At 69.1% G+C, this 22,057-nt stretch carries 25 protein-coding genes and 3 pseudogenes; 7 read left to right on the top strand and 21 right to left on the bottom strand.

The window, feature by feature from the left end:
• On the bottom strand, positions 1–417 hold a 417-nt coding region (locus F8566_RS39800; protein ID WP_151567695.1), incomplete at its 3' end, for a response regulator.
• Positions 405–1,700 (bottom strand): sensor histidine kinase, encoded by a 1,296-nt coding sequence (locus F8566_RS39795; protein ID WP_151567693.1) that lies wholly within the window; start codon positions 1,698–1,700, stop codon positions 405–407. The genes F8566_RS39800 and F8566_RS39795, both read right to left, overlap by 13 nt.
• A 171-nt stretch (positions 1,701–1,871) precedes the next feature.
• On the opposite strand from F8566_RS39795, the gene F8566_RS39790 reads away from it, so the two are divergent.
• From F8566_RS39790 to F8566_RS39780, 3 genes are read left to right on the top strand one after another with little or no spacing between them, the layout of a single operon-like run.
• Positions 1,872–2,111 (top strand): hypothetical protein, encoded by a 240-nt coding sequence (locus F8566_RS39790; protein WP_151567691.1) that lies wholly within the window; start codon positions 1,872–1,874, stop codon positions 2,109–2,111.
• Positions 2,108–2,920, top strand: coding sequence for an ABC transporter ATP-binding protein (locus F8566_RS39785; protein WP_151567689.1), 813 nt, complete (start codon positions 2,108–2,110; stop codon positions 2,918–2,920). Before F8566_RS39790 ends, F8566_RS39785 begins: the two co-directional genes overlap by 4 nt.
• A 4-nt stretch (positions 2,921–2,924) precedes the next feature.
• Positions 2,925–5,450, top strand: coding sequence for an FtsX-like permease family protein (locus F8566_RS39780; RefSeq protein WP_151567687.1), 2,526 nt, complete (start codon positions 2,925–2,927; stop codon positions 5,448–5,450).
• Between the two features lie 234 nt (positions 5,451–5,684).
• Here the strand turns inward: F8566_RS39780 and F8566_RS39775 are convergent, their stop codons facing one another.
• The 6 genes and pseudogenes from F8566_RS39775 to F8566_RS39750 all read right to left on the bottom strand — a co-directional run bounded on the left by F8566_RS39775 (position 5,685) and on the right by F8566_RS39750 (position 10,806).
• A complete protein-coding gene (locus F8566_RS39775; RefSeq protein ID WP_151567685.1) occupies positions 5,685–6,953 on the bottom strand; it encodes a serine hydrolase domain-containing protein in 1,269 nt (422 codons plus the stop codon).
• Between the two features lie 730 nt (positions 6,954–7,683).
• Positions 7,684–8,124: a proteasome activator gene (locus F8566_RS39770; protein WP_151567683.1), complete on the bottom strand. Its 441-nt coding sequence runs from the start codon at positions 8,122–8,124 to the stop codon at positions 7,684–7,686.
• A 447-nt stretch (positions 8,125–8,571) separates the two neighbouring features.
• A complete protein-coding gene (locus tag F8566_RS39765; RefSeq protein ID WP_151567681.1) occupies positions 8,572–8,973 on the bottom strand; it encodes a MerR family transcriptional regulator in 402 nt (133 codons plus the stop codon).
• Between the two features lie 80 nt (positions 8,974–9,053).
• Entirely contained in the window at positions 9,054–9,482 is a 429-nt protein-coding gene (locus F8566_RS39760) for an Hsp20/alpha crystallin family protein (protein ID WP_151567679.1), read from the bottom strand.
• A 348-nt stretch (positions 9,483–9,830) separates the two neighbouring features.
• A pseudogene (locus F8566_RS39755) lies at positions 9,831–10,049 on the bottom strand (thioredoxin family protein); the annotation flags it as partial.
• Between the two features lie 124 nt (positions 10,050–10,173).
• A complete protein-coding gene (locus F8566_RS39750) occupies positions 10,174–10,806 on the bottom strand; it encodes a class I SAM-dependent methyltransferase (protein ID WP_151567675.1) in 633 nt (210 codons plus the stop codon).
• 136 nt (positions 10,807–10,942) lie between these two features.
• Here F8566_RS39750 and F8566_RS39745 point away from each other — a divergent pair, with 136 nt between their 5' ends.
• Entirely contained in the window at positions 10,943–11,326 is a 384-nt protein-coding gene (locus tag F8566_RS39745) for a MarR family winged helix-turn-helix transcriptional regulator (RefSeq protein WP_151567673.1), read from the top strand.
• Positions 11,327–11,531: 205 nt separating this feature from the next.
• On the opposite strand, the gene F8566_RS39740 is transcribed toward F8566_RS39745, so the two are convergent.
• Positions 11,532–11,780 (bottom strand): nickel-binding protein, encoded by a 249-nt coding sequence (locus F8566_RS39740; protein WP_151567671.1) that lies wholly within the window; start codon positions 11,778–11,780, stop codon positions 11,532–11,534.
• Positions 11,781–12,087: 307 nt separating this feature from the next.
• Between F8566_RS39740 and F8566_RS39735 the strand changes: the two genes are divergently transcribed.
• A complete protein-coding gene (locus F8566_RS39735; RefSeq protein ID WP_151567669.1) occupies positions 12,088–12,555 on the top strand; it encodes an SPW repeat protein in 468 nt (155 codons plus the stop codon).
• Between the two features lie 75 nt (positions 12,556–12,630).
• Here the strand turns inward: F8566_RS39735 and F8566_RS39730 are convergent, their stop codons facing one another.
• The 5 genes and pseudogenes from F8566_RS39730 to F8566_RS53155 all read right to left on the bottom strand — a co-directional run.
• A complete protein-coding gene (locus F8566_RS39730; protein ID WP_151567667.1) occupies positions 12,631–13,338 on the bottom strand; it encodes a hypothetical protein in 708 nt (235 codons plus the stop codon).
• A complete protein-coding gene (locus tag F8566_RS39725; protein ID WP_151567665.1) occupies positions 13,335–15,410 on the bottom strand; it encodes a hypothetical protein in 2,076 nt (691 codons plus the stop codon). The genes F8566_RS39730 and F8566_RS39725 overlap by 4 nt, the downstream gene beginning before the upstream one ends.
• On the bottom strand, positions 15,407–15,991 hold the full coding sequence (locus F8566_RS39720; RefSeq protein ID WP_151567663.1) for a toll/interleukin-1 receptor domain-containing protein: 585 nt from the start codon (positions 15,989–15,991) through the stop codon (positions 15,407–15,409). Before F8566_RS39720 ends, F8566_RS39725 begins: the two co-directional genes overlap by 4 nt.
• Before the next feature lie 21 nt (positions 15,992–16,012).
• Entirely contained in the window at positions 16,013–17,035 is a 1,023-nt protein-coding gene (locus F8566_RS39715; RefSeq protein WP_404800389.1) for a transcriptional regulator, read from the bottom strand.
• Positions 17,036–17,188: 153 nt separating this feature from the next.
• A pseudogene (locus tag F8566_RS53155) lies at positions 17,189–17,323 on the bottom strand (helix-turn-helix domain-containing protein); the annotation flags it as partial.
• A 163-nt stretch (positions 17,324–17,486) separates the two neighbouring features.
• Here F8566_RS53155 and F8566_RS39710 point away from each other — a divergent pair.
• The gene (locus tag F8566_RS39710; protein WP_151567661.1) at positions 17,487–17,780 is read left to right on the top strand and encodes a hypothetical protein; all 294 of its coding nucleotides are present in this window, start codon (positions 17,487–17,489) and stop codon (positions 17,778–17,780) included.
• A 203-nt stretch (positions 17,781–17,983) separates the two neighbouring features.
• Here the strand turns inward: F8566_RS39710 and F8566_RS39705 are convergent, their stop codons facing one another.
• From F8566_RS39705 to F8566_RS39695, 3 genes are read right to left on the bottom strand one after another with little or no spacing between them, the layout of a single operon-like run.
• On the bottom strand, positions 17,984–18,367 hold the full coding sequence (locus tag F8566_RS39705) for a VOC family protein (protein WP_151567659.1): 384 nt from the start codon (positions 18,365–18,367) through the stop codon (positions 17,984–17,986).
• Between the two features lie 6 nt (positions 18,368–18,373).
• Positions 18,374–18,715 carry an ArsR/SmtB family transcription factor gene (locus tag F8566_RS39700; RefSeq protein ID WP_151567657.1) on the bottom strand — a complete coding sequence of 114 codons (342 nt, stop codon included), beginning with the start codon at positions 18,713–18,715 and terminating at the stop codon, positions 18,374–18,376.
• Positions 18,702–19,136: an SRPBCC domain-containing protein gene (locus F8566_RS39695; RefSeq protein WP_225993933.1), complete on the bottom strand. Its 435-nt coding sequence runs from the start codon at positions 19,134–19,136 to the stop codon at positions 18,702–18,704. Before F8566_RS39695 ends, F8566_RS39700 begins: the two co-directional genes overlap by 14 nt.
• A 250-nt stretch (positions 19,137–19,386) precedes the next feature.
• Between F8566_RS39695 and F8566_RS39690 the strand changes: the two are divergent.
• A pseudogene (locus F8566_RS39690) lies at positions 19,387–19,476 on the top strand (YnfA family protein); the annotation flags it as partial.
• 52 nt (positions 19,477–19,528) lie between these two features.
• Here the strand turns inward: F8566_RS39690 and F8566_RS39685 are convergent.
• The 4 genes from F8566_RS39685 to cutA form a co-directional block, all read right to left on the bottom strand.
• A complete protein-coding gene (locus F8566_RS39685; protein WP_151567653.1) occupies positions 19,529–20,821 on the bottom strand; it encodes a hypothetical protein in 1,293 nt (430 codons plus the stop codon).
• Between the two features lie 9 nt (positions 20,822–20,830).
• Positions 20,831–21,070 (bottom strand): hypothetical protein, encoded by a 240-nt coding sequence (locus F8566_RS39680; RefSeq protein ID WP_151567651.1) that lies wholly within the window; start codon positions 21,068–21,070, stop codon positions 20,831–20,833.
• 94 nt (positions 21,071–21,164) lie between these two features.
• Complete coding sequence (locus tag F8566_RS39675; protein WP_151567649.1) at positions 21,165–21,452, bottom strand: hypothetical protein; 288 nt, start codon at positions 21,450–21,452, stop codon at positions 21,165–21,167.
• Positions 21,453–21,673: 221 nt separating this feature from the next.
• The gene (gene cutA / locus F8566_RS39670) at positions 21,674–21,964 is read right to left on the bottom strand and encodes a divalent-cation tolerance protein CutA (protein ID WP_225993932.1); all 291 of its coding nucleotides are present in this window, start codon (positions 21,962–21,964) and stop codon (positions 21,674–21,676) included.
• Positions 21,965–22,057 lie beyond the last annotated feature (93 nt).

The following is a 22,057-nucleotide window of genomic DNA, read 5'->3' as shown; positions in this document are numbered from 1 at the left end:
GAACAGTTGCGCGACGACCTCGGGGTCGATGGCGGTGCCTCCGCTGGCCACCCGGTGCAACGCGTCGAGGAACTGCTCGACGCGGCCGACCCTCTCCTTCAGCAGGTAGCCGAGCCGGTCGGCGCCGCCGATGAGCAGTTCGCCGGCGAACGCCTGCTCGACATAGGCCGACAAGACGAGTACGGCCAGGTCGGGGCGGCGGCGCCTGGCTAGGACCGCCGCTTTGATCCCCTCGTCGGTGTGGGTCGGCGGCATCCGGACGTCGACGATGGCCACGTCGGGCTTGTGGGTGTCGACGGCCGCCAGGAAGGCGTCCGGGCCGTCGGTGGTGGCCACCACGTCCAGCGACTCCGCGCGCAGCAGCAGCGCCATCCCTTCGCGCAGCAGCGGGTCGTCCTCGGCGATCACGATCCGCATGGCAATTCCACCTGGAGGGTCGTCGGCCCACCGCGCGGGCTGGTCATGGTGAGGCGTCCGTCGTGGGCCTCGACCCGGCTGCGAATGCCGGCGAGCCCGGAACCCTCGTGCTCGTCCGCGCCGCCGACGCCGTCGTCCTCGACCCGCAGGGACAGCCGGTCGCCTTGGCGGCGCACGGTCACGGCGGCGTGCCGGGCCCGGCTGTGCTTGGCGATGTTGGTGAGCGCCTCGGCCGTCACGAAGTAGGCGGTGGCCTCGACGGAGACGGCACAGCGGCCGGGAATGTCGACGTCCACCCGGCAGGGCACCCCGCAGTCGGCGGCGAGCCCGTCCAGTGCTCCGGCGAGTCCCCGGTCGGCCAGGACGGGCGGCAGGATGCCGCGCACGACCGTACGGAGTTCGGCGAGGGCCTGTTCGGCGGCGTCCTGGGCGCGTCCGAGGATCGCCTCGGCGGTGGCGGGGTCCCGGGCCAGCGCGCGGCGGGTCGCGCCGAGCAGCACGGTGACGCCGACGAGCCGGTTCTGGGCCCCGTCGTGCAGGGAGCGTTCGATGCGCCGCAGTTCCGTCGCATGCGCGTCCAGCGCCGCGGCGCGGGTGGCGGACAGTTGAGCGATCCGCAGCGACAGGTCGGTGTCGGCGGCGGGCGTCAGAAGACGACGGCCGGGCCAGGCCTGCAACCGGGCCAGGCCCGGCCCGAGGCCCACGAAGACGACAGCGAACGCCAGGCCCAGCAGGGAGACCGCCAAGGCGTCGGACTCCTCGCGCACGTTCCAGAACACCAGCGTCGGGGCGGCCTCGTCGGGGGGCAGCCACCGCCACCAGAGCGGGTAGGTGACGTCCTGCACGGCGTTGATCGGCAGTGTCGCACCGACCAGGCTGAGGAGCAGGCCGAACGTGCCGTGCACGAGCAGCCAGCGCAGCTCACGTCGAACGGTCCGATCCGCGATGGCGGCACGGACGCTCGCCGGCGCCGGTCCCGGAGTGATGATCTCCGGACCCCATCGGGACAGCCGCGCGCGCTCCCGCCCGGCGACCGCCCGCACGACGCGCGGGACGGTAGGCGCCAGGAGCAGGCCCACCCCCACGGCGCACGTGAGCCCGACGAGGAGGAGCCACACCAGAGCGGCCAGCGCCAGTATGGCGGTGCCGAGGCCGCCGACGATGTGTTCGAGCGCGTCGATGACGGCACGGGCGCGCGCCACCACATCGCCTCGCCCGGCCGCCCGTTGGGCAAAGGCCGATTCCGGTCGGGGAAGGGCCGATTCCGGCTTGTTCGCCGCCATTCGCACCTCCTGGAGCAAGGACCCTAGGACAGCGGTCGATCTCTGTCAGGCGGTCGGCGACGGAGTACAGCCTGCTGTACCAAAGACGACGCGCTGGCGGGATCGTCTACGGCCATCGCGATTCCTAGCGTGTTGCCTCGTCGATCAGACCGCTGATTGAGGAGTACGCACATGACGGATCCCTATGACATCTCTCCGGCGCAGCCGTCCGCGCCCTCGGCCGGGCAGCCCGCGAGTCCGCAGAGAGCGGTACCACGGCCGATGTTGTGGATGCTGCTGGTGATCAGTGTGGCCGGCAACGTGGTGACCTCGACGGCCGGTGTCAATCTGGCCATCAGCAGCGCGTTCGGGCTGGCCACCCTCGCCTTCGCCACCGCCCTGATCGTTCAGCATCGTCGGAGCCGGCGATGAGGAGGGCCTCCGCCGAGACCGGCCGTTCCCAGGCCGGCGGACCCGGCCCTGCGTGGGCCGCGGAACCCGGAGACCGGCGGGTGGTGCCGCCGCCACCCGCGGTGGTGCTGGAGCAGGTCACCAAGACCTATCCGGGCGGCGTCCGCGCGCTGGACGAGGTGTCGGTCACCGTTGAACGCGGCACGTTCCTGGCCGTGATGGGGCCGTCGGGGTCGGGCAAGAGCACGCTGATGCACTGCGCGGCCGGTCTGGACACTCCGACCAGCGGGGATGTGTTCATCGACGGCACGGTGACCGGCGGGTTGAACGAGACGCGCCGCGCCGAGATGCGCCGGGAGCGCGTCGGGTTCGTGTTCCAGTCCTACAACCTGGTGCCGTCGCTCAGCATCGCCGACAACATCACGCTGCCGCTGCGGCTGGCGGGCAAGGCGCCCGACCGGGACTGGCTGCGGGTGCTGGTCGAGCGGGTGGGGCTCGGTGGCCGGCTGAACCACCGTCCCGCCGAGTTGTCCGGGGGCCAGCAGCAACGGGCCGCGATCGCCCGGGCGCTGGTGGCCAAACCGGCCGTGGTGTTCGGTGACGAACCGACCGGCGCGCTCGATCTGCGCACCGCACGCGAGGTGCTCGACCTGCTCCGCGACCTGGTCGACGGCCTCGGCCAGACCGTGGTGATGGTCACCCACGACCCGGCCGCCGCCGCGCGGGCCGACCGGGCACTGGTCATGACCGACGGCCGGGTGCGCGCCACGCTGGACATGCCGACCGCCCCCGAGCTCGCCCAACTGGTCACCACGCTGGAAACGGAGTAGCCCGATGTTGTATCTGGCGTTGCGCATGGCGCGCCAACGGATCGCCGCCTTGCTGGCCATCGCGTGCGCCACCCTGGGCGGCGCGGCGTTCATCACCGGCATCGGCGTGCTGGGCGAGTCGGGATTCCGCTCGCACGCACCGGTGTCCCGGCTCGCTCAGGCGGACGTCGTCGTCTCCGCGCCCCAGACGTACCGGCCGAAGGGTGATCTGCCCATCGCCCTGCCCGAGCGCGCACGGCTGCCGGGCGAGCTGGTCGGCCGGCTCGCGCGGCTGCCGGGCGTCACGGCCGCGATCGGCGACGTCGGCTTCCCCGCCGCCGTTCTCGACCGGCGCGGCGCGGCGATCCCGGCCGGGGATCCGCGTACCGCCGGGCACGGCTGGTCCTCCCTCGGGCTGGTGGATCGCGCGCGCGTGACCGGAGCCGCGCCGGCCAGTCCGGGCGAGGTCGCCTTGGACGAACGGACCGCGGCCGCGGCCGGTGTGACGCCGGGTAGCCGGGTGCCGGTGATCGCTGCCGGTCGCCGGGCGACGTATCGCGTCTCGGCCGTGGTCGGGTCCTCCCAGCCAGGGGTCTACTTCGCCGAGCCCACGGCCGCGCGGCTGGCCGGCCAGGGCGGCGGCATGGGCCGCGTCGACCTCGTCGCTCTGCGCACCGTCCCTGGTTCCCGCGAGTCGGTCCTCGCGGCGGCCCGCGACCTGGCCCGCGAGCGAGGGCTGGTCGTGTCGACCGGAGCGGCGCGGGGCGACGTCGAGGCCCCCGGCGCGATGGCGGGGCGCAGCGTCCTGCCACTGCTGGCGAGTTCGCTCGCCGGGGTCACGCTGCTGGTCGTCGGGTTCATCGTGGCCGGCGCGCTGGCCGTCTCGATCGGAGCGCAGAGACAGGACCTGGCCCTCATGCGCGCCGTCGGCGCCACCCCCAAGCAGGTCCGCCGTCTCGCCGCCGCCCAGGCCGGTCTCGTCGCGACCGCCTCGCTGGTTCCCGGCGTTCCCCTGGGTTATCTGCTGGCCGAGCAGTTCCGGCAGTTGCTGGTGTCGGCCGGCATGCTGCCGTCCGCGCTGCCGCTGACCTTCAGCCCCCTCCCGGCGGTGGCGGCGGCGCTCCTGCTGATCGCCGTCGTGCAGGTCGCTGCCTGGTGCGCGGCGTTCCGCACCTCCCAGATGCCCGCCACCGAGGCGGTCGCCGAGTCGCGCAGCGAACCCCGCCATCCCTCCACGCGCCGGGCCTTCGCCGGGTTCCTGCTGATCGTCGCGGCCGCCGTCCTGTCCACGGGGCCGCTGCTGACCCGGTCGCAGGCCGGTGCCGCGGTGACGGCTCTTGCCGGCATCCTGGCGACCGTCGGCCTCGCTCTCGCAGGCCCGGTGCTGGTCAGCCGGATCGGCCAAGGGCTGGCCCGAAGGCTGCCCGCAGGTGTGTCGGCGCCTGCCTGGCTGGCCGTGGCCAACAGCCGCGGGTACGCCCTGCGCGTCGCCGCCGCCGTCACCACCCTCGCCATGGCCGTGGTGTTCACGCTGACCTACGGCCTGACCCAGACCACCGTGCTGAAGGCCACGTCCGCCGACGTCGACGCCGGTACGCGGGCACAGTTCACGATGACCGCGCCGGGCCTCGGCGGCCTGCCCGACGACCTGCCCGCCGCGGTACGGGCCATACCCGGGGTCCAGGCCGCGGCCCCGGTCACCACCACCACGGCCATCTGGTCGTACACGATGCTGGGCGATGTCGAAACCGACTCCCACCCCGCGCTGGTACTGACCCCGGCCGCCGCTTCCGTCCTCGACCTCGGCCTCCAGAACGGCAGCCTGGCGAGCCTGACCGGTCACACGATCGCCCTCGACGCCAACGCCGCCAGGTCACGGAAGGTCTCGATCGGCGACACCGTGAGCCTGATCCTCGGCGACGGCGCCCAGGTCAACGCCAAGGTCATCGCGACCTACTCGCGGGGGCTCGGCTTCGGCCCCGTGGCGCTCTCACGCGACCTCACCGCCGGACACACCACCACCGGGCTCGACCAGCGCATGATGATCCGCACCGACGGCACCGAAACGGCGCGCCGCGGCCTCGCCGCCCTCACCGCGACCCGTCCGGGCCTGGCCCTCGAAGCCGGGAACGCACCGGACACCGGTGACGGCATCCCGCCCGAGCTGTGGATCAATGTGGCGGTGCTCGCGGTACTGCTCGGCTACCTCCTCCTCGGCATCGCCAACAAGCTCATCGCGAGCACCGTCCAACGCCGCCACGAGATCGCCGCCCTCCAGCTGATCGGTGCCACACCACGCCAGATCCGCTCGATGATGCGGCGCGAGGCGACGCTGATCTGCGTCCTCGCGCTCGGCGCCGGCCTCCTGCTGTCGGCCGTCCCCCTCGCACTCCTGGCCGTCGCCTTCCTGGACCGGCCCTGGCCGGCCGGACCGATCTGGCTCGCACCCGCCGTCGCCGCCGTGGTGACCGGCATCGCCTACCTCACGATGGAGATCCCCACCCGCCGGGCCCTCCGCGTCCCACCCGCACAAGCCCTCACCCGCCCCTGACACCAGCGATCATGACTTCTCGGCTCCGCCGATCTGCGCCACCGCGGACCACCCACCGGGGGTACATGCGGCGGACCTGGTCAAGCTGCAAGGCCAAGCCGAGGTGGGTCTCCATGTGCGGAGGTCAAACACAGATCCAGCCAGCTCCGGCTCCGGACGGAGGCAATGCCCAGGTCGCATCCAGCGGCGGCGCGGCGAGTCGGTCACCGCGATCGCCCCGGCGGTGGCCGCTCGTCAGCGCCGACCCAAGACGGCCTGTTCTTCGCGCTCGATGATCTCCCACAGCGGCACGCCGTCGATGTTGCTGAGGATGACGCCGACCCAGCCGGTGTCCGGGTAGATGTTCCAGCTGGCGCCGACACCGGGGTTGCCACCGGCGCGCCCCCACAGCCACTGACCGTTGATGATCGAGACCGGCATGTGGTAGGCGCCGAACGACGCGTCGGCGGGAGCCACCCTGCCGTTCCGCAGGCCGCCCCCCTGGGGCGGAAGGGGGATCTTAGCCCCGGTGAACAGCTCGGCGTAGGGCCGGTCCAGCAGCGTGCCGTCACGCAGTGCGTTGGCGAACCGGACCAGATCCGGCGCGGTGGCGAAGCCTCCGTCCCCGGGGGCATCGATGAAGCTGCGGCCCGGGTTCACGCCCAGTACGAACGGGTCCGGGCTGCCCTTGTCCAGATTGCGGACGGCGTCCACCTGGCTGCCGTCGGCCAGCGTCATGTAGGGGTGCGCGATGTGCTCGTCGGTCAGCCACTGCGGCCTGGTGTAGAACGCCGTGCCAGTCATGCCGCAGCGCTTGAAGATATGTTCCTGGACGTAGTCCCAGTACGTCGTGCCGGTCACGGCCTCCACGATCTGCGCGGGGATGGCGACCTCGGCGCCAGCGTGGTCGGTGGGGGTGCCGGGCGCGGACACCAGCTTGGCCTGCCGGGCCCACTGCTCGTTGTACTCGCGTACCTCCTCCCGGCTCTGGAAGATGCGCTGCACGTCCACCTCCGGGTTGTTCAACCCGGAGGTACCCGACATCAGGTGGTGGATGGTCACCTTCTCGGCGATCTCCTTGGCGAAGCCCGTCAGATAGGTGCCCACCGTGTCCGACAGCTTCAGCTTGCCCCGCTGCGCCAGCTGCAAGATGGCCACCGCGCCGAACGGCTTGCCCGCCGAGCTGAGGGCGAACGCGACGCCCTCGTGGTTGCGGATCCCCTTCTCCTTGTCGGCCATGCCGTAGCTGCGGGACAGCACCGTCCGGCCCCGATGCGACAGCAGCACCACGCCGGAGAACTTGCCCTCGGCGGCCAGCTTCGCCACGTACCGGTCGTAGGCTCCGCCGGGCCGGGTGTCCGGCGGGATCCGATCCTCCCCGGCCGGCTCGGTCGGGGCCAGGGCGGCGTGGCCGGGCTGGGCGCCCACCAGCGGCGCGCCGGCCGCCACCACGCCGGCGGCCGCGAGCCCGCCCCATCCGAGCAGCCGCCGCCGGTCGACACCGCGTACGGAATCCGAGTGCATGATCACAGTCCATTCCTGATAGACAAACCGACCGTTGTGGGCCAACCGGCGACCGATCACCCACACATGTGGTCCGTGCCTTCACCCAAGACGGAGGACTGTTGCGGCGGCGTATGCGATTTTCGATACACCCGCGATACACCCCAATCCCCGGGCATCAAGGACCTGGCGCGAGCCGGCAGTCCGGCCGCCGCAGCAACTGCCTGCGCTGCTCGTCCAGCCGGTCGATGCTCGGCGCAGCACGGTCGGCAAGGCTCCGCAGTGACGTTGCTGGCCTTGGACTGCCTGCTGGCGTCCTGACCTGTGCTGGGCCTTGTTCTGCTGGTCATCGTGGTGTCGTGGGTGCCCATCATCCGTTTGTGGGCGGCGGGGGCGGAGTCGTCAATCAGAGGCTGCCGAGTGGCCAGTTGTCTACGGACCAGGCGGTACGTGGGAGCGCGCGAGCGCGGTGGCGGCGTAGTCGCCGTTAGGCGTCCGCGCGCTGTTCGGCGCGTTCGGCCTGGGCGGCGTGTAGATCAGCGGTAGTCCGCCGGTGGGGCCGCACATATGGCAACGGCCAGTGCCCGCTTACGACGCGACCAGCCGGTGACCGGCCGCGTGACCTGATCCGGCAACCGACGTGGCCCGCCAACCGACAGCGCGGCTCGGCACCTCACGTTCGGTGTCCAGATCGGTTGTGTGTCGTCGTCACCATCACCCCTCGGTGGTCCGTCACAGGTAAGGCGCCGTCTCAAGTCGGCCGCCGCGCGCCTCGTCGCGGGCGGGTCCGGGCGGTTCCTCGGCGAACGCGGCGCCGACGGAGCCGGGGAGCGGCGGTCTGCTGACCGGTGATCAGGCCTTCCATCCAGCCGTGCAGCTGGGCGTGGGCGATCCGCAGTTCGGCGATGGTCGGCGGGGCGGGCCCCAGGTTCATGCGCAGAACTCGCAGTTCGGAGTGCAGTTCGGCGCCGACCACCGCAGCCAGCTCGTCCAGTGCCCGTTGGTGCGCCAGCAGCAGCCGGACCCGGACGTCCTCGGGTTGCTGCGGCGGCAGTTCGCGCAGCTCGGCCAGCGCCGTGGCGACCAACGAACCGATCCGCGTCAGTTTGGCTGCCTGCCGTGTCGACCATTGGCCTGGCCACTGTGCCGGTCCATCGGCCGAGCCGGACCGGGAACGCTCATGCGCGGCCATGGCGACTCACCTCCTGCTCGATGTCCGGTCCAGAGAACGAGGACCGGCCGTCCCGGGGACATGCCACAGCAGTCGTAGCGGACGGGTGTCGACTTCGCCGTCGGGTTTGCCCGGCCCGCGTGCGCCAGCCGGGTCACCGTCACCACGCACCCGTCCCGGCACTCCGCCCGGGCCACCAGCGAGCTGGGCAAATGCGATCCGGGCGGCTTGCCCGGCACCGGTACCTGCGCCAAGGCAGGCAGCGGCCCAGCCGACGACCGCCGCGCAGGTCGCCGGACGTGCCGACTTTGGGGGCCGGCCCCCCGGTCAGTCACCTGCTGATCAGATCGCTGATCCGCCTGTATCAGCCGGTCCTTGAACATGACTGGTCACCTCCACTGGCATCACCCCCTTGCCAGATGGCGCGCCTGGCCGCAGGGCGGCAGCCCGCCGAGCGCGCCGACGCCTTCACCTGCCCTGATGCCGATCGTGGCGTTGCAGGTCGGCCAGCTGGCGGCGTACGTCGGCCATTTGCTGCTGCAGGTGCAGAACGCGGCGTACCGCCGAGAGCCCCAAACCCTCGTCGACCAGGCGTACCATCTGCCTGATCCGTTCGATCTCGCGACGTGAGTAGCGGCGCTGCCCACCGGCCGAACGCCGCGGACGCACGACGTGATGCTCGTCCAGCCGCCGCAGGAACGCCTGACGCAGGTTCAGCATGGACGCGACCTGCCCGATCGAATACAGCGGGGCGCGCTGGTCATCGATCGGCAGATCGCCCGGGCGCCCGGGCGGCGGTGTGGCCTCCGACGGTTCCGGATGGTCGTCGGCGCCGGGTGCGCGTCCAGCCAGCGGACTCGCCTGAGCCATGGGACATCACCTCCTCGACCTGAGTGGGGATCAGGCGGCCCGGGCTCGAACCCGGGCCGCCTGCCCTCATCACGCCAGGGTCACCTGGTGATCGCCTTGGCCTTCCCCTTGACGATCTCGATCTTGCGGGGCTTGGCCGGCTCCAGCACCGGGATCCGAACCGCCACCACGCCGTTGTCGTAGGCGGCCTCGATGTGCTCGGCGTCCAGGTGCTCGCTCAGGTACACCTGCCGGGTGAAGGTGCCCATCGGACGCTCGCGGACGAAGAGGCGCTCGTTCTCGCCGTAGGCCTCCTGGCGGCTGGCCGACACCGTCAGCACGCCCCGGTCGATGGTGACCTCGATGGAGTCGGGGTCGATGCCGGGAACGTCGAACCGCAGCAGCACGTCCTCGGCGCGGCGCACGCCGTCCATCGGCACCGCGGCGCCCCCGGCCAGGCCGGTGGCGGTGCGCAGCCGATCGAACTGCCGCTCGAACTCGTCGAACAGAGTGTCCAGGGAGGTCAGCATCGTCACCACCTCCAGTCGTCCTCATCTGGTCTGACCTTCCAATAACTACATCCCCGCCTACAGGAAACCTCAAACTCAACATGAAGGTTTTGGTCGGCGCATCACTCCGCCCGTTCCAGGCCCCGTGCGACCTCCCCCGTATGGCTGCGCGCTCATGATGCTGGCCACTGCGGCGACCGGTGCGGCGGCGAGGTCCACCTGCCACAGCGGCCGCCTTGTCCACGGGCGTCTGCATACGGAAGGGGCGGCTGAGCTGGTGGCCATGCGTCATTCCTCCTGGTGGCCGAGGCTCTTTGGAACGGCGGCCGTTCCTGGTAATCGACGGTGCTGGAGTTCCGACGCGTTCGTTCAGATCAAGACGGTCGCCAGTTCGGTCTTGGTGGTGACTTCGGTGACACGCGTGGTCTGGTGTCCGTCGATGAAGACGATCAGGGTGGGCAGCGCCATGATCTGGAAGCGGTGGGCCAGACCGGGGTTGTCGTCGAGGCGGACGGTGGCGACGCGCAGCCGTCCGGTGTGTTCGGCGGCGGTCTGTTCCAGTACGGGGACCAGGGCTTTGCAGGGTCCGCAGCCGTCGGCTCAGAAGCCGATCAGGAGCGGCTCGGCGATGCGGGTGTGTTCGGCGTCGAAGTCGGCTTCGGTCAACGCGATCAGTGGTGTGGGCGCGGTAATCACGGTGGGCTCTTCCTTGTCAGGGGCGGGTGGCGGTGCCGAGGATCTGCGGTGCCGTTGGGAAGGGCATGCCGGTGTCGGCGCTGGTGAGGGTGTCGAGGTGGTCGATGGTGAAGCCGGTCCGTTTGATGGCGGTGAGGGTGCCGCGGGAGCAGTGGCAGCCGCCGCCGAACCAGGGCCAGACGCGGGTGACGTCCAGGGTCTGCTGGATGCGGCGCCGTGCGGGTCGCGGGTGGTGGACGTGTTCGAAGAAGCGCAGCTGGCCGCCGGGTTTGAGGACCCGGGCGATCTCGGCGAGTGCGGCGTCCTGGTCGGGCACCGAGCACAGGACCAGGGAGGCGATGGCGGCGTCGCAGGAGGCGTCGTCGGCGGGTAGCCGGTCGGCCCAGCCGTCGACGATTTTGATGGGCACGGTGGCGTGGGCGGCGTTGGTGGCGGCGAGGGTGCGCAGGTGGGGTTCGGGTTCGACGGCGATGACCTGGGTGAGGGTGTCGGGGTAGTGCGGGAAGTTGAGGCCGTTGCCGGCGCCGATCTCGATGGCGCGTCCGGTCAGCCCGTCCAGCAGGGTGCGGCGGTGCGCGCCGACGCCGCGCTCCATCAGCAGGCTGGTGCGGGCGTAGAAGCGGGCGAACAGAGGGTGGCGGTGGCTCATGGGGTCCTCCCGGAGGCTCGGGCTACCCTTCTTTTCGGGAGGCTACAACATAGTGAAGTACCTACACAATGAATCTAGCTCTTCAACTGGAGTTGGGCCTGACAGCGCGTTGGAGCGGTTGTTCGAGCTGGCTGCGATGACGTCGGAGTTCATGGAGCGCGGGATGGCCGCGCGTGGGCTGACGCGGGCGCGGGCGTCGGTGTTGTGGGCGCTGCATCAGCGCGGTCCGATGACGCAGCGGGAGTTGGCCGATCTGATCGGCGTGACCCCGCGCAACATCACCGGGCTGCTGGACGCGCTGGAGACCGACGGGTTCGCCGAACGCGGCCGGCACCCGACCGATCGCCGCGCCACCCTGGTCGCGCTGACGGCCAAGGGCACCGAGACGATGACCGGCCTGTCGAGCGAGTACCAGGACGGCTACAACTGGCTGTTTGCGGGCGTATCGCAGGAGGACCTGGCGGCGTTCGTGTCGGTCGCGTGCTCGATCATGGACAAGATCCGGTCGATCGAGTGCTGATGCGGGAGAGCCGCTGGCGGGGGTCGCCGGGCAGGCTTGCTCGGGGCCACCGATGCACTCGGCGCAGAGCCTCGGCAGGACTTCAAGGTCGTCGGCCTGGGGCGGCCTCGCGGTGGCCGGTACGTCTGGTCCTTCGACCTGGCCGGCGTAGGTGGCAAGCACATGCTCGAACCCGCGTCCGGCTCAGGCGCCACGTTGATCTTTGTCACACGCTGATCGGTACCTCGTGGATCTCGTCCGGCTGGGCGCCCGCGTGTTCGTGGAAGCGCCTCACCGCGTCGGCGGACGGCGCCTCGGTCAGGCAGTAGACGATGCCCTCCCTCGGGTCCGCCCAGGCATGCTCGAAGTGGACTCCCAGTTCGCCCTCGAAGGGTGCGGCGGCTTGCTGCCCCTGCCGCAGCTGATCGGCGGTGACGCCCTGCATCCCGTGGTGAACGTCCATGAACCTCGACATGGTGTCCCCTCCCCCATGAGGTCGACTCCCGGTCAACGTACATCTCACCCGCCTCTCAAGTAGCCCATCAAAACGCCATAACATGGGCAAACACCCGCCGCGCTGCTGCGGGGGCCGTGTTCTGGGTACACCGGGATCAGGCCCTCTTCGTGGCGGTCCGGCCGATACTGGCCGACTTGCTCGGAACGGGTTTACCGTGAGAGTAGATGTGACTCGTCCTCCTGTACGGGAGGCTCCCCGCCGCGGGAGGCGAGCCAGGGACCAGGGAAGACACCCTCGTCTCAGGCACGGAAGGTGGTGTGCATCAATGACGCACCCAGCAGACATCGAGCGGCATCCCGACATCGCCGAGATGCGCACGCGGTACGAGATCGCCGCGGCGAGCCCGGTCGCCCAGCTCATGGACGGCCTGACCCTGCTCAGCGGGATCTACCTCGCGCTCTCGCCATGGATCGCGGGGTTCAGCGGACTGACCGGCATCACGGCCAACAACCTGGTCACCGGCCTGTGCGTGGCAGGGCTCGGCCTGGGCTTCAGCTTCGCCTTCGGCCGCACGTACGGCATCGCCTGGTGCGCCCCCGTCCTCGGTGTGTGGACGATCGTCGCGCCCTGGGTGATCAGCGGCGACATGTCCACCACACGGACGATCTGGAGCAATGTCGTCGTCGGCGCGCTGATCTGCGTTCTGGGGCTGGCGACCATGAGCCTGGCGGGCGCTCGTTCCGGCTGGCGCATGGGGCCGCGCACGAGGTCGCGGGCGGAATCCCCGAGGTAACCGCCCACGGGCACCGTCCCTCACCGTGGTGAGGGACAGTGCCCGCGCGGCGCAAAGGTGGCTGATCACGCTCGGTCAGAGGTCGTCCCACGAGTACGTCGGCTGGCCGTACTGGGTGGCGATGCCGTTCCAGAGGCCGACGAACGACTGCTTCGCGGTGGTGGCGGCGTCGTTGGCCTGGGTGATGGTGGAACTCTTGCCGGCACTCGTACAGACCGGGCGCTCAGCCCATCTCAGGTACTCGTTGTCGGCGTCGAGCGTGGCCTGGAGCATGGACACCAGCGCCTGCCTCAGCGACTCGCCATCGGGTATCGCGTCGGTCTGCACGTTCCGCGCCTGCCGGAGATGGGTCGTCCGTTCGTTGATGAGCTGCCGGAGCGGCTCGATGTCGGAGGTGACCGTCGAGCACGACCCCAGGGTGCCCGGCAGGTTGTCGCTCGAGGTACTGATCGACTGGAGCAGCGTTCCCATCGCGCTGACCTGCGTCGACGGATCCATGGTCGGGGAGCCGGTCGCCTCCGTCGGCGCGGGGGCGTACTCGCGTTGACGAGTGGGCCAGCGATCGAAGGTGACGAAGCCGCCACCGGCCAGCACGATGAGGACCGCGCCTGAGAGCGCAAGGCTCTTCCACCATTCGACGCCCGGGTCCCGCTGACGCTCGTGCCGGGGGATCTCCCATACGGTCCAGGACTGCGAGGGTTCGTCAGAGGGCAGGTCCTCCCCGCAGTGCGCGCAGGTCGGACGGGTCAGCAGGTTGAGGTTGTCGCAGTGGCGGCATTTCATGGCCGGTCACCGTTCGGCGATGTGTGGGAGTAGGAGCGGTGGTCGCGCCGTTTCCGTGCACGTTCGATCCAGTCCCGGCCATCGGCGGCGACCGCCTCCAGGATTCGGAGTGCGCCGGTGAACTCGGAGTTGTCGGGAACGTGGTTCTGGTCATCTTGCAGAATCCACTCGTCCAGGTTCTCCACCGTGATGGAGATCTCGTTCCCGCTGACGAGGGAGAGGCGGAACTCCTGGAAGAGGATGAACGTGGACGGGGCGTCGCGCCGGTTCTCGTCGCGGTCCGCACGGGGCAGGATGATCTCACGGTGGCCGTCGTCGAACCGCAGGCCGATCTCGGTGACGCGTGCCGCGGCGATCACGTCGTAACGAAACTCGGTGCGTTGCTGGTCCCGCGCGATCCCCGTCGGGAAGTCCAGGCGCACAGTGATCTGACGCACACCGTCCGAGGTCAGCAAGAAGATCCACACCTGGTAGGCGGAGAACCGCGGCGGGCCGTTGCTGAATCGGGCCCGCCGGGCGTTCGGTGCGGCCTCGGTCAGGATCGCGTGCGCAATGATGTCCCGGTTGCCGAGGCCGTGCTGGTTCATGGCCAGCCGCTTGAGATAGATCTTGTCGTAGTCGAGCCAGCGTGCCATGTCGGCGTCGCCGGGCCGGTCTGCGAGCAGCGCGCGCCGCCGTTCGTAGGCCTCCCTCTCCTTTCGGGTACGGGTCTCGGCTTCGGCCTTGTTCCTGCGGTAGGTGATCCGGCTCCACAGGAAGACGTCGGCCTGGCCGAGGGCGAGCAGCAGCACCCCGCCCAGGAACCAGAAGATCACCACCATCGTGATCTTCGACTCCAGCTCGAGTATCGCGGAGAACATGTAGAGCCAGGTGAGCACCACGATGGCCGCGCCGGGGACGAGGCCCAGCCACTTCGCGATGCGCCGGCTGTCCTTGAATTCGCCGGCTTTCCAACGGCGCGTGCTCTCCTTGGCGTGCCAGTCGATCAGCCAGTCGATCGCGCCGGGCTCGATCTCCGGTTTGCTGTAGAGATCGATGAACTCGTCGGCGAGTCTGGACTGGAACCGTCCCGTCGCGACGTTCCATCCGGACCGCTGCAGGGCGGCCTCGGGTGCGCGCCGGCTGAACAGGCGCCGGACGGAGGCGCGGATCTGCGATTCGAAATCCGGGTCCTTGGGGCCCGTATTCTGCGGCGAGAAGGCCGAATAGCGCTTGGGGAAGTACGACGGGACGGAAAAGGCGAGCAACCCGCCGCCCACGATGAACAGGGTGCCCGCAATCGCCGCCGCCTTGACGCTCAGCAGGGCGAGCAGGGCGTGGGACAGGATGATCGCCGCGGCGCCCAGCAGGGCGCCGCCCATCGCGGCCGTCTCCTCGAACAGCTCCAAGCCGGGCTCCCGCACCGGTATCGGCCGGGGCTCCGCCGGGTCGGGCTCGAAGAACTTCCACACCCGGTCCACCCGCCCGTCGCCCGTGCGGGTCTGCCGGACGACCTCGGCGAACCTCGAATCCAGGTGGTCCTGGATCGCGCCGGTCAGGATCAGGTCCAGGTGACGCCGGATCTCCTCGCGACGTTCCTGGGGAAGGCGGTCGAACTCGGCGAAGAAGGCGTCGAGCCTTTCCGGGTCGTCCCGGCCCGTCCGTTCCTGGAGTCGCAGACAGTCGACGAGTTCGAGGAGGACGTCGAACGCCTGGTGCCAGTCGTCGGCGGGGCCATTCGCGGCGAGCGTCCGGGCGCGCTCGATGTCGCCGAACTCGTCGTTGCCGAGGAGCTCGAAGGACCGGTCGCCCAGCACGGCGATGACCCAGTGGTAGGCGATCTCATTCGCGAGCGTGGACGGAGGGTTCGGGAAGCCGATCTGGAAAACCTCCCTGATCAGCTCTTCCGCACGCCTCGGCATGCCCCCGGCGAGGCAGTTCTTGGCGACCCAGAACTTCTTCTCCGGCGGGTCCTCGCTCTGGACCTCGTACCGCACGTCCCCGTAGACGATGCCCTGCACACCGATGGTCGCGTGGTCGCCGGCCTCATTGTGGACATCGAAAGAACGCTCACGCCGTTCTGCTTGGCTCACTGCTTCCCGCCGAAGTCGAATCTGGGATTGCCGTGGACAATGCCCTGGATACCGACCTGCGCGTTGCCGGTGGCATTGTTCACGACCTGAGGCCCTCCGCCGGGCTGCCCTTTTTCTGTGAGCCCAGGGACGAGTCCCATCAGCTTCTCCGCGAGAAGGTCGAGATCTCCTTCCAGGTTGCGGGAGCTCAGTCGCGCGTACTGGCAGTTGGCCAGCTCCGCCAGCGCGGGCGGGAGGTCCTTCTCGGTCAGGCGGTCGGCCGACCCGACCAGTACGGGGATCACGCGGACGCGGTGCGCGAAGGCCTCCACGATCTCGCGCCGTGTCCAGTAGTCCTCCCGGTCGATCTTCCGCTGCCCGTTCTCACTGATCGTCAGCCAGCGGGCGCCGATGACGGCGAGCAGGGCGTCGCTGGTACGGACGGCCTCCAGCAGCGCCTGCCGGAAATCGTCCCCATAGGGAATCGACTTGCTCGCGCGGAAGAACACCTCCGAGTCGAAACGATCCGACAGGTGCTTCTCCAGCATCGCGGCGACGTTCTCCTCATCGCCCGTCGAGTAATTGACGAAGACTTTGGTCATGGCCGCCTCTCGGCTTTCGGTTCAGACTTCCGGCGTGCTCAGGGACGCGGTGAGCGCGGGATACAGCTCGCGCACCGCCGGGTTGGTGTGCCAGCGCGCCAGCATGCGGGCGAGACGGCGCAGGTCGGTGGCGATCGTCGCCGAGCTGACGACCTCGGTGATGGGCAGTAGCTCGCCGGTCAGCGCGCAGGCATGCTCGATCTGGCCCGCCGCCGCATGGGCGAGTGCCCGGCGGGTTCCGAACCGGGCTCGGGAACGGAGGGCGCGCGGGCTGATCCGGGCCACCTCGGCGTCAAGGATCTCGCTCGCGTCCTTGGGCCGTCCCAACTCGTAGAGGCACCAGCCGGTGACCGTGGCGACGGGGTCGGGCAGGTTCACCGAACCGAGCGCCGGGCCATGGCCGGCCTCGGACGCGTCGTCGAGCAGATCACGGGCTCGCTCCAGGCTTTCCATGCAGGCCTTGTGATCGCCGGCAAGCGCGTGGCCCTGCGCCTCGCGCTGGGCGGCCAGGCCCAGGATCCGTCTCGGCGTCTCCGGGGAGACCTGCGCCTGCCGTGCCAGCCGGACGGTCTGCGTGGCGTCCTCTCGGTAGAGAGTGACCAACGCGCGCCGCACCAAGGCGTACGCGGCCAGGTCACGGTCGTTGCCTGCGGCGGCCATCTGCACGGCCTTCTCCGTCCACCACAGGGCGGCCTGGTCGTTGCCCGACTCCTGCGCCATCCATCCGGCGTACTCGGCGAACCGCGCGCCCAGCACCAAGAACTCGTCCCTCAGGCCTGCGGGCGCCCGCGAGGACAGCCCGCGCAGGACGTGGATCTGCGCGATCACCGGGGGCAGCACCGCGCCCGGGCTGGCGGTCTGGCCGAGGCTGCGGAACTGGTCGAACAGCCCACGGAACACCTCCAGCGCGGTCGGCTCCCTCGCGGTCGCCGAAAGGCCCTGAGCGCTCAGCCCGAAACCCAGCAGGGAGGAGGTGGTCATCGCCAGCGCCTCGCGCCGGTCAACGGGGTGGAACCAGCTTGTTCCGCTGTCCGAGAGATTCATCAGCCACACCTCATCGTCGTCCGAATGCGCTTCGGGCAATTGCGTTTCGGAAGACTGCACGGGCGCCAGCGAGAGGAGCGATCCCTTGGCACTGAGTGCCGCATCGCTCAACTGAGTGCCGCATCGCTCATCCGCGCTCATCCGCGCCAGTTCGGGAGATGGGGACTTGCTCCCATTCTCGATCTTGCTGAGGTGCCCTTTGCTGTAGTGCAACAGTTCACCTAGCTGCGCCAATGACAGCCCGGCCTCCATGCGCATTCGCCGAAGCTCCGCACCGAATGATGTCACCCGCTCGGTCACCCCTAACCCCGGTTTCCCGTTGCCACTGCCAGAGGCCTGGACACAACACCTACCTGCGAATAAGCGGGACGGCGCACGCTGGGTATCGACCGGACGGATCGCCCGCGCCACGGAAATCCCGAAAGGCGTTCGGGTTGACAGGAGGGCAGCAATGACCCGCCGAACAGCACACTCCAAACTCGATCAACGCGGCCTTCTCACACCGACCGGGATGCGCGCGACGATCCACTCCTGGGTGGCCTTGACCTGTGTGATCGAGCTGTACGCAGAGGGAATCCATCGGTTGGCACTCACGCTGCCGGTAGTGATCATTGCGCTCCTGGACGCGTGGCGTGAGTTCCGCGCCACTCCCCGCATGTCCGACAATAGCAACGCCTCGCTCAATCATGGCGAAAACCCGTCCGAGGGCGACCCACTAAAGGGGGTTTCCCGTTTCCTTATTTAGTGGAGACCGGGCAAACAGCCGGAATACCGGCACGGGGTCGGCCTGCGTCGTCAGGTGGGAGGCACTCTCCAAGGCCCACGCTAAAAGGCCCCTGACCAGCACAAATGCCGGTCAGGGGCTTTCTGAAGGTAGGCGGCCATTCCCCACCCTGCAGCAGGTGGCGACAGACAGCTACTTGCTGACAACAAACTCCTGTGGACAGGTCAGCCGGTCTCTGCGAGCAGGTGGACGACACCTGCCGGGTTCTTGATCCAGTGCGTTCTGAATTCGAGGTCCTTCAGCGGCTCGACCTCGTCGCAAGGGCGGATACCGGTGCCGGCGAGTGTGGCCGCCGCCGCGTCCAGATCATCGGTGTGGAGCTGCAGCCACACGTCCGGCTGGCTGTAGGTGTCGACGCAGTCGAGCCACAGCGTGTTGGGGCCGAACCGCACGGTGTGAGCCCTTGAGACGGTCGGGGCGTAGGAGACCTCCTCTTCCTTGACGTCGAAGCCCAGGGTGTCGCGGTAGAAGGCCACGGTGGCCTCGTACTGCGCCTTGGGGATCTTCATGGCGATGTTCAGGCCTGCGGTGAACTCTGGCTTGCTCATGTCTTCTCATTCCGTGTCGGCGTCCAGTGCACGTTCCAGGGCGGTCAGCCGGGTGTCCCACCTGTTCGCGAGGGCGGCCAGCCACACCTGCGCCGCCCGTATCGGAGCCGGCTCCAACCGGTAGGGAAGGCGGCGACCCTCCGGTTCGTCCGTGCTGACCAGGCCCGCCTCGGCGAGCTGGCCGAGGTGCTTGGCCACCGCCTGGCGGCTGATCGGCAACCGCCGTGCCAGCTCGGTGACGGTCGCGGGTCCGGCGCGGGCCAGCTCGTCCAGCAGCGCCCGCCGCGTCGGATCGGTGAGGGCCGCGAACACCGCGATGGCCTGCTGCTCTGAATCAGGCGACGGCATCGAGATACGCCGCCAGATCGCTGAGTTCTGCGTCCCACCCCTGGCTGTTGGCCTTGTGGGCGGACCGGGCAACGTCGTCGGCGGCTTGGGCGAACCCGCTCTCCACCAGACGCAGCCGGGTCCCCTCCGGAACGGGCTCAAGGGTGAACTCCACCAGCGTCTGGAGTGCGTCGTCCTTCGGCAGTCCCTCGATCCCCCACCTGAACGCGAAACGATGCGGCGGGTCGACGACCGTGATCGTGCCTACGGAGTCATCGTCGAGGTCGTCCCAGCGGAAGTACGCTCGCCCGCCAGGCCGTAGATCTATCTCCGCCACCGAGCCGAACCATCGCGAGAGTCCTTCGGCGGTGGTCAGCGCGGTCCACACCCGTTCGATGGGATGCCGCAGCACCCTCTCACGTTCGATCCTGTCCGCAACCACACCCACGCCCCTTTGCAACCTCTGAGTTGCCATCTAATGGCAACCTAACGGTTGCGATACTCCTCCCGCAAGTCCCCTCAGGGCATGTGACGTCTCCCCACGACAACCCGTCGTCGCCATGCACACCACGCCGGCCCCTCGCCACGCTCTTCCAGCCCGCGTGATCGCCTTGATGTTTTCCCACCGGAGCGGCCCCTGGGCGAGGCCCGGCCCGCAGTCACACCGCTCGCGCGGAGGTGCCGCAACCGGCGCCGACGTCGGCCGCATCCTGGCCGCCTACGGCGGAGTGTTCGTCGCCGGATCACTGGCCTGGGGCGTGATCGCCGACGGATTCCGGCCCGCCCTCGCGCCACCGCGTAGGTGACCGGGCCATTCCCGCCGTCGTGATTGGGTCATGCTTGTTGGGGGGTTGGGATTTTGATGATTTTGCTGGTCAGCCAGCGCAGCATCCAGTAGGTGAGCAGGGCCAGGCCCAGAAGAGGGAGGGTCAGGAGGATCAGCTGGAGGGTGCCTGCCAGCAGCTCCAGCGGGCCGGCGCCGGCTTGGGCGGACAGGGCCAGGTTTTGGGCGCGTTGCCAGTTGGCCAGGATCAGGTCGGGGACTTTGATCGCGATCAGGCCCAGTTGGAAGGCCAGGGCTGGGATGACGGTCAGCACCCACACTGTGACCACTATCTGCGGCCAGCGCTTCAGCGCGTTCAGCCGTTCTTCGGCGGGGCGGCGCAGGAGGGTGCGGCGCAGGATTGGACGCATGTACTTGAAAAGGTCGGGGATGCCGACCAGGTCAGAGATGATGTAGTAACCGTCGAACCGCAGGGTGGGCAGTAGTTGCTGGATGATTTCCAGGTTGACCGCCACGACGGCGACCAGCAGGGGGTCATAGCCGGTCAGTGCGTACAGGACTGCCAGGGCTATGAGGAAGATGCCGTTGAAGTAGACGCCGCCCAGGTCGGTACGGAGGCGGCCGCCGCGTCCTAGCCGGTAGGAGTCGGTGATGTCGGTGTAGAAGGCCGGCCAGACGACGTAGATGCCGCAACCCATCACGCCCGGGCGAACGCCGCTGTAGCGGCAGGCGCTGGCGTGGCCGATCTCGTGGAAGACGCACGAGAGCACGGTGAGGGCCAGGACGAACAGAATGCTTGTCGGCGTCCGAATCGCATTGTTCAGGGCCTCACCCATCGGCTGGGTGGCGACGAGCCAGACCTCGGCGGCCGCGACCATGGTGATTGACGGGAGCAGGACGGCGGGCTTGAACAACCAGGCGAAGAGGCCGCTCAGGAACCAGGTGGCGGTCGCGGGAAAGACGGCCGTCCGGAACCGCAGAGCGAGGAACGTATCGGCCTTGGCCAGGGATGGCGCGGTGCCGTTGCTGTAGGTCGTCACGCCCAGCGGGGCAAGCTTGCGATCAATGAGGAAGAGCACCTGCTCTGTTGAGATCCGGGCGTTCGCCTCTGCGGTCACGGCATCGGCGACCTCGGCCAGCGCGGCGTGGGGATCTGCTGCCAGGTGGCGGTGGTCGTGCAGGGCCTTGGCGACGGAGAACAACAGGGGCGGCAGCTGTACGAGCTGGCGATTGGGCAGGCGGACGAGCTGTGGCGGCTGGCGATATCCGGAGCCTTTGAACTCGCCTACCAGCTCGGCCCCTTCGGTCAGGGTGGGGAGGATGAGCGGCTCGGGATCGTTCACAGCTCTCCCTCAGAACGTCTGGACCACGGCCGGAACGCATGTCGTGGTGTCTCTGGCCTCTTGGGCCAGCAGACCGGTGCCCAGCAGGCCTGGGGTCCCGTAGTAGTGCGTCGTCTGGCAGGCGTAGAACACCTCGGCTCGTTCACCCCGCACAGGCGAGGGGATGATGACCGACATCAGCACCCTTGCGGGCAATACCTCGCCCGAAAGCGCCTCCAGCGTTTCGTCGTCCAGGTCTCGAAAAGCCATCTCGTTCCTCCGGCTCATGTAAACGGGGCGAAGGGCTGGCGTATATGCCAGCCCTTCTTTGTGCCGCTGCGAGCCTCGGCTCGCTGCTAGACGATCAGTGGCCCGAAGCGACGGCGCCCGGCATGCAGGTGAACGTCGCGGTTTGGGAGTTGGTGTTCAGGCCGACGAGCTGCAGGAGCCCACTGTGGGGCTGGGTGACATTGCTCTGGCAGGCGTTGGTGACCACGGTGGAGCCGGTCCCGCCGGCCGCACCGTGGTTGCCGGCGTTGTTGTTGTTGTAGGAGTCGCCGTCTGCCGCGAGGAACAGCGTGGACAGTACGGCGCGTTCCGGCAGGACCTCGCCTGCCAGCTGGTCGAGCTCTGCGTAGCTGAAGGACTTCATGATTCCCTTTCCCCATCGCCAAGCCCGGGCCCCCTACGGGTCACCCGACTCACTCCCGATCGGAGCAAGTGACTCTACGTATAGCAGCAACTACCAAGAGCAACAAGGGATGCGGTAAAGCCAGGCCCTTTGGCCCCAGGGCTCCCACCAGCCAGACCAGGTCCATGACCAGCGGCTATACGGTCAAGGTTTCTTGCTGGGTACAGTCGTGTCGCCGGACGTCAGCCGGCGGACGATCCGCCGTCGATCCGGATGTAGGTCACCTCGGGGCTCTCCCAGGGATGGCCTTCGATCAGGTGCGCTTCCAACTCCTCGTAGCGCGCCGCGGTGGTCCTGAGAACGAGATGCCACTCCTCGCTCTCCCCGAGATGGCCCTTGTGCCAGAACACCGAGACCGCAGGGCCGAGGACCTGACCCGACGCCGCCAGCTTCGCGCCGACCGCCGACCGCAGGAGGTCGATCGCGGCCTCGCGGCTGTGCAGCGTCGTGGACACCAGGAAATGATCACTCACCCCGGTAAGCGTAGATACTCCTGGATTGCCCGGAGTGACTTCGCGGAAGAGACCGGTCGGCCGGGACATGCACTGGAGGCGCGGAGGGATACC

The sequence above is a fragment of the Actinomadura rudentiformis genome, from assembly GCF_008923185.1.
Taxonomy (GTDB): domain Bacteria; phylum Actinomycetota; class Actinomycetes; order Streptosporangiales; family Streptosporangiaceae; genus Spirillospora; species Spirillospora rudentiformis.
Note: the sequence above shows the minus strand (reverse complement) of the source record. Positions and strands in the feature narration are given on the sequence as shown.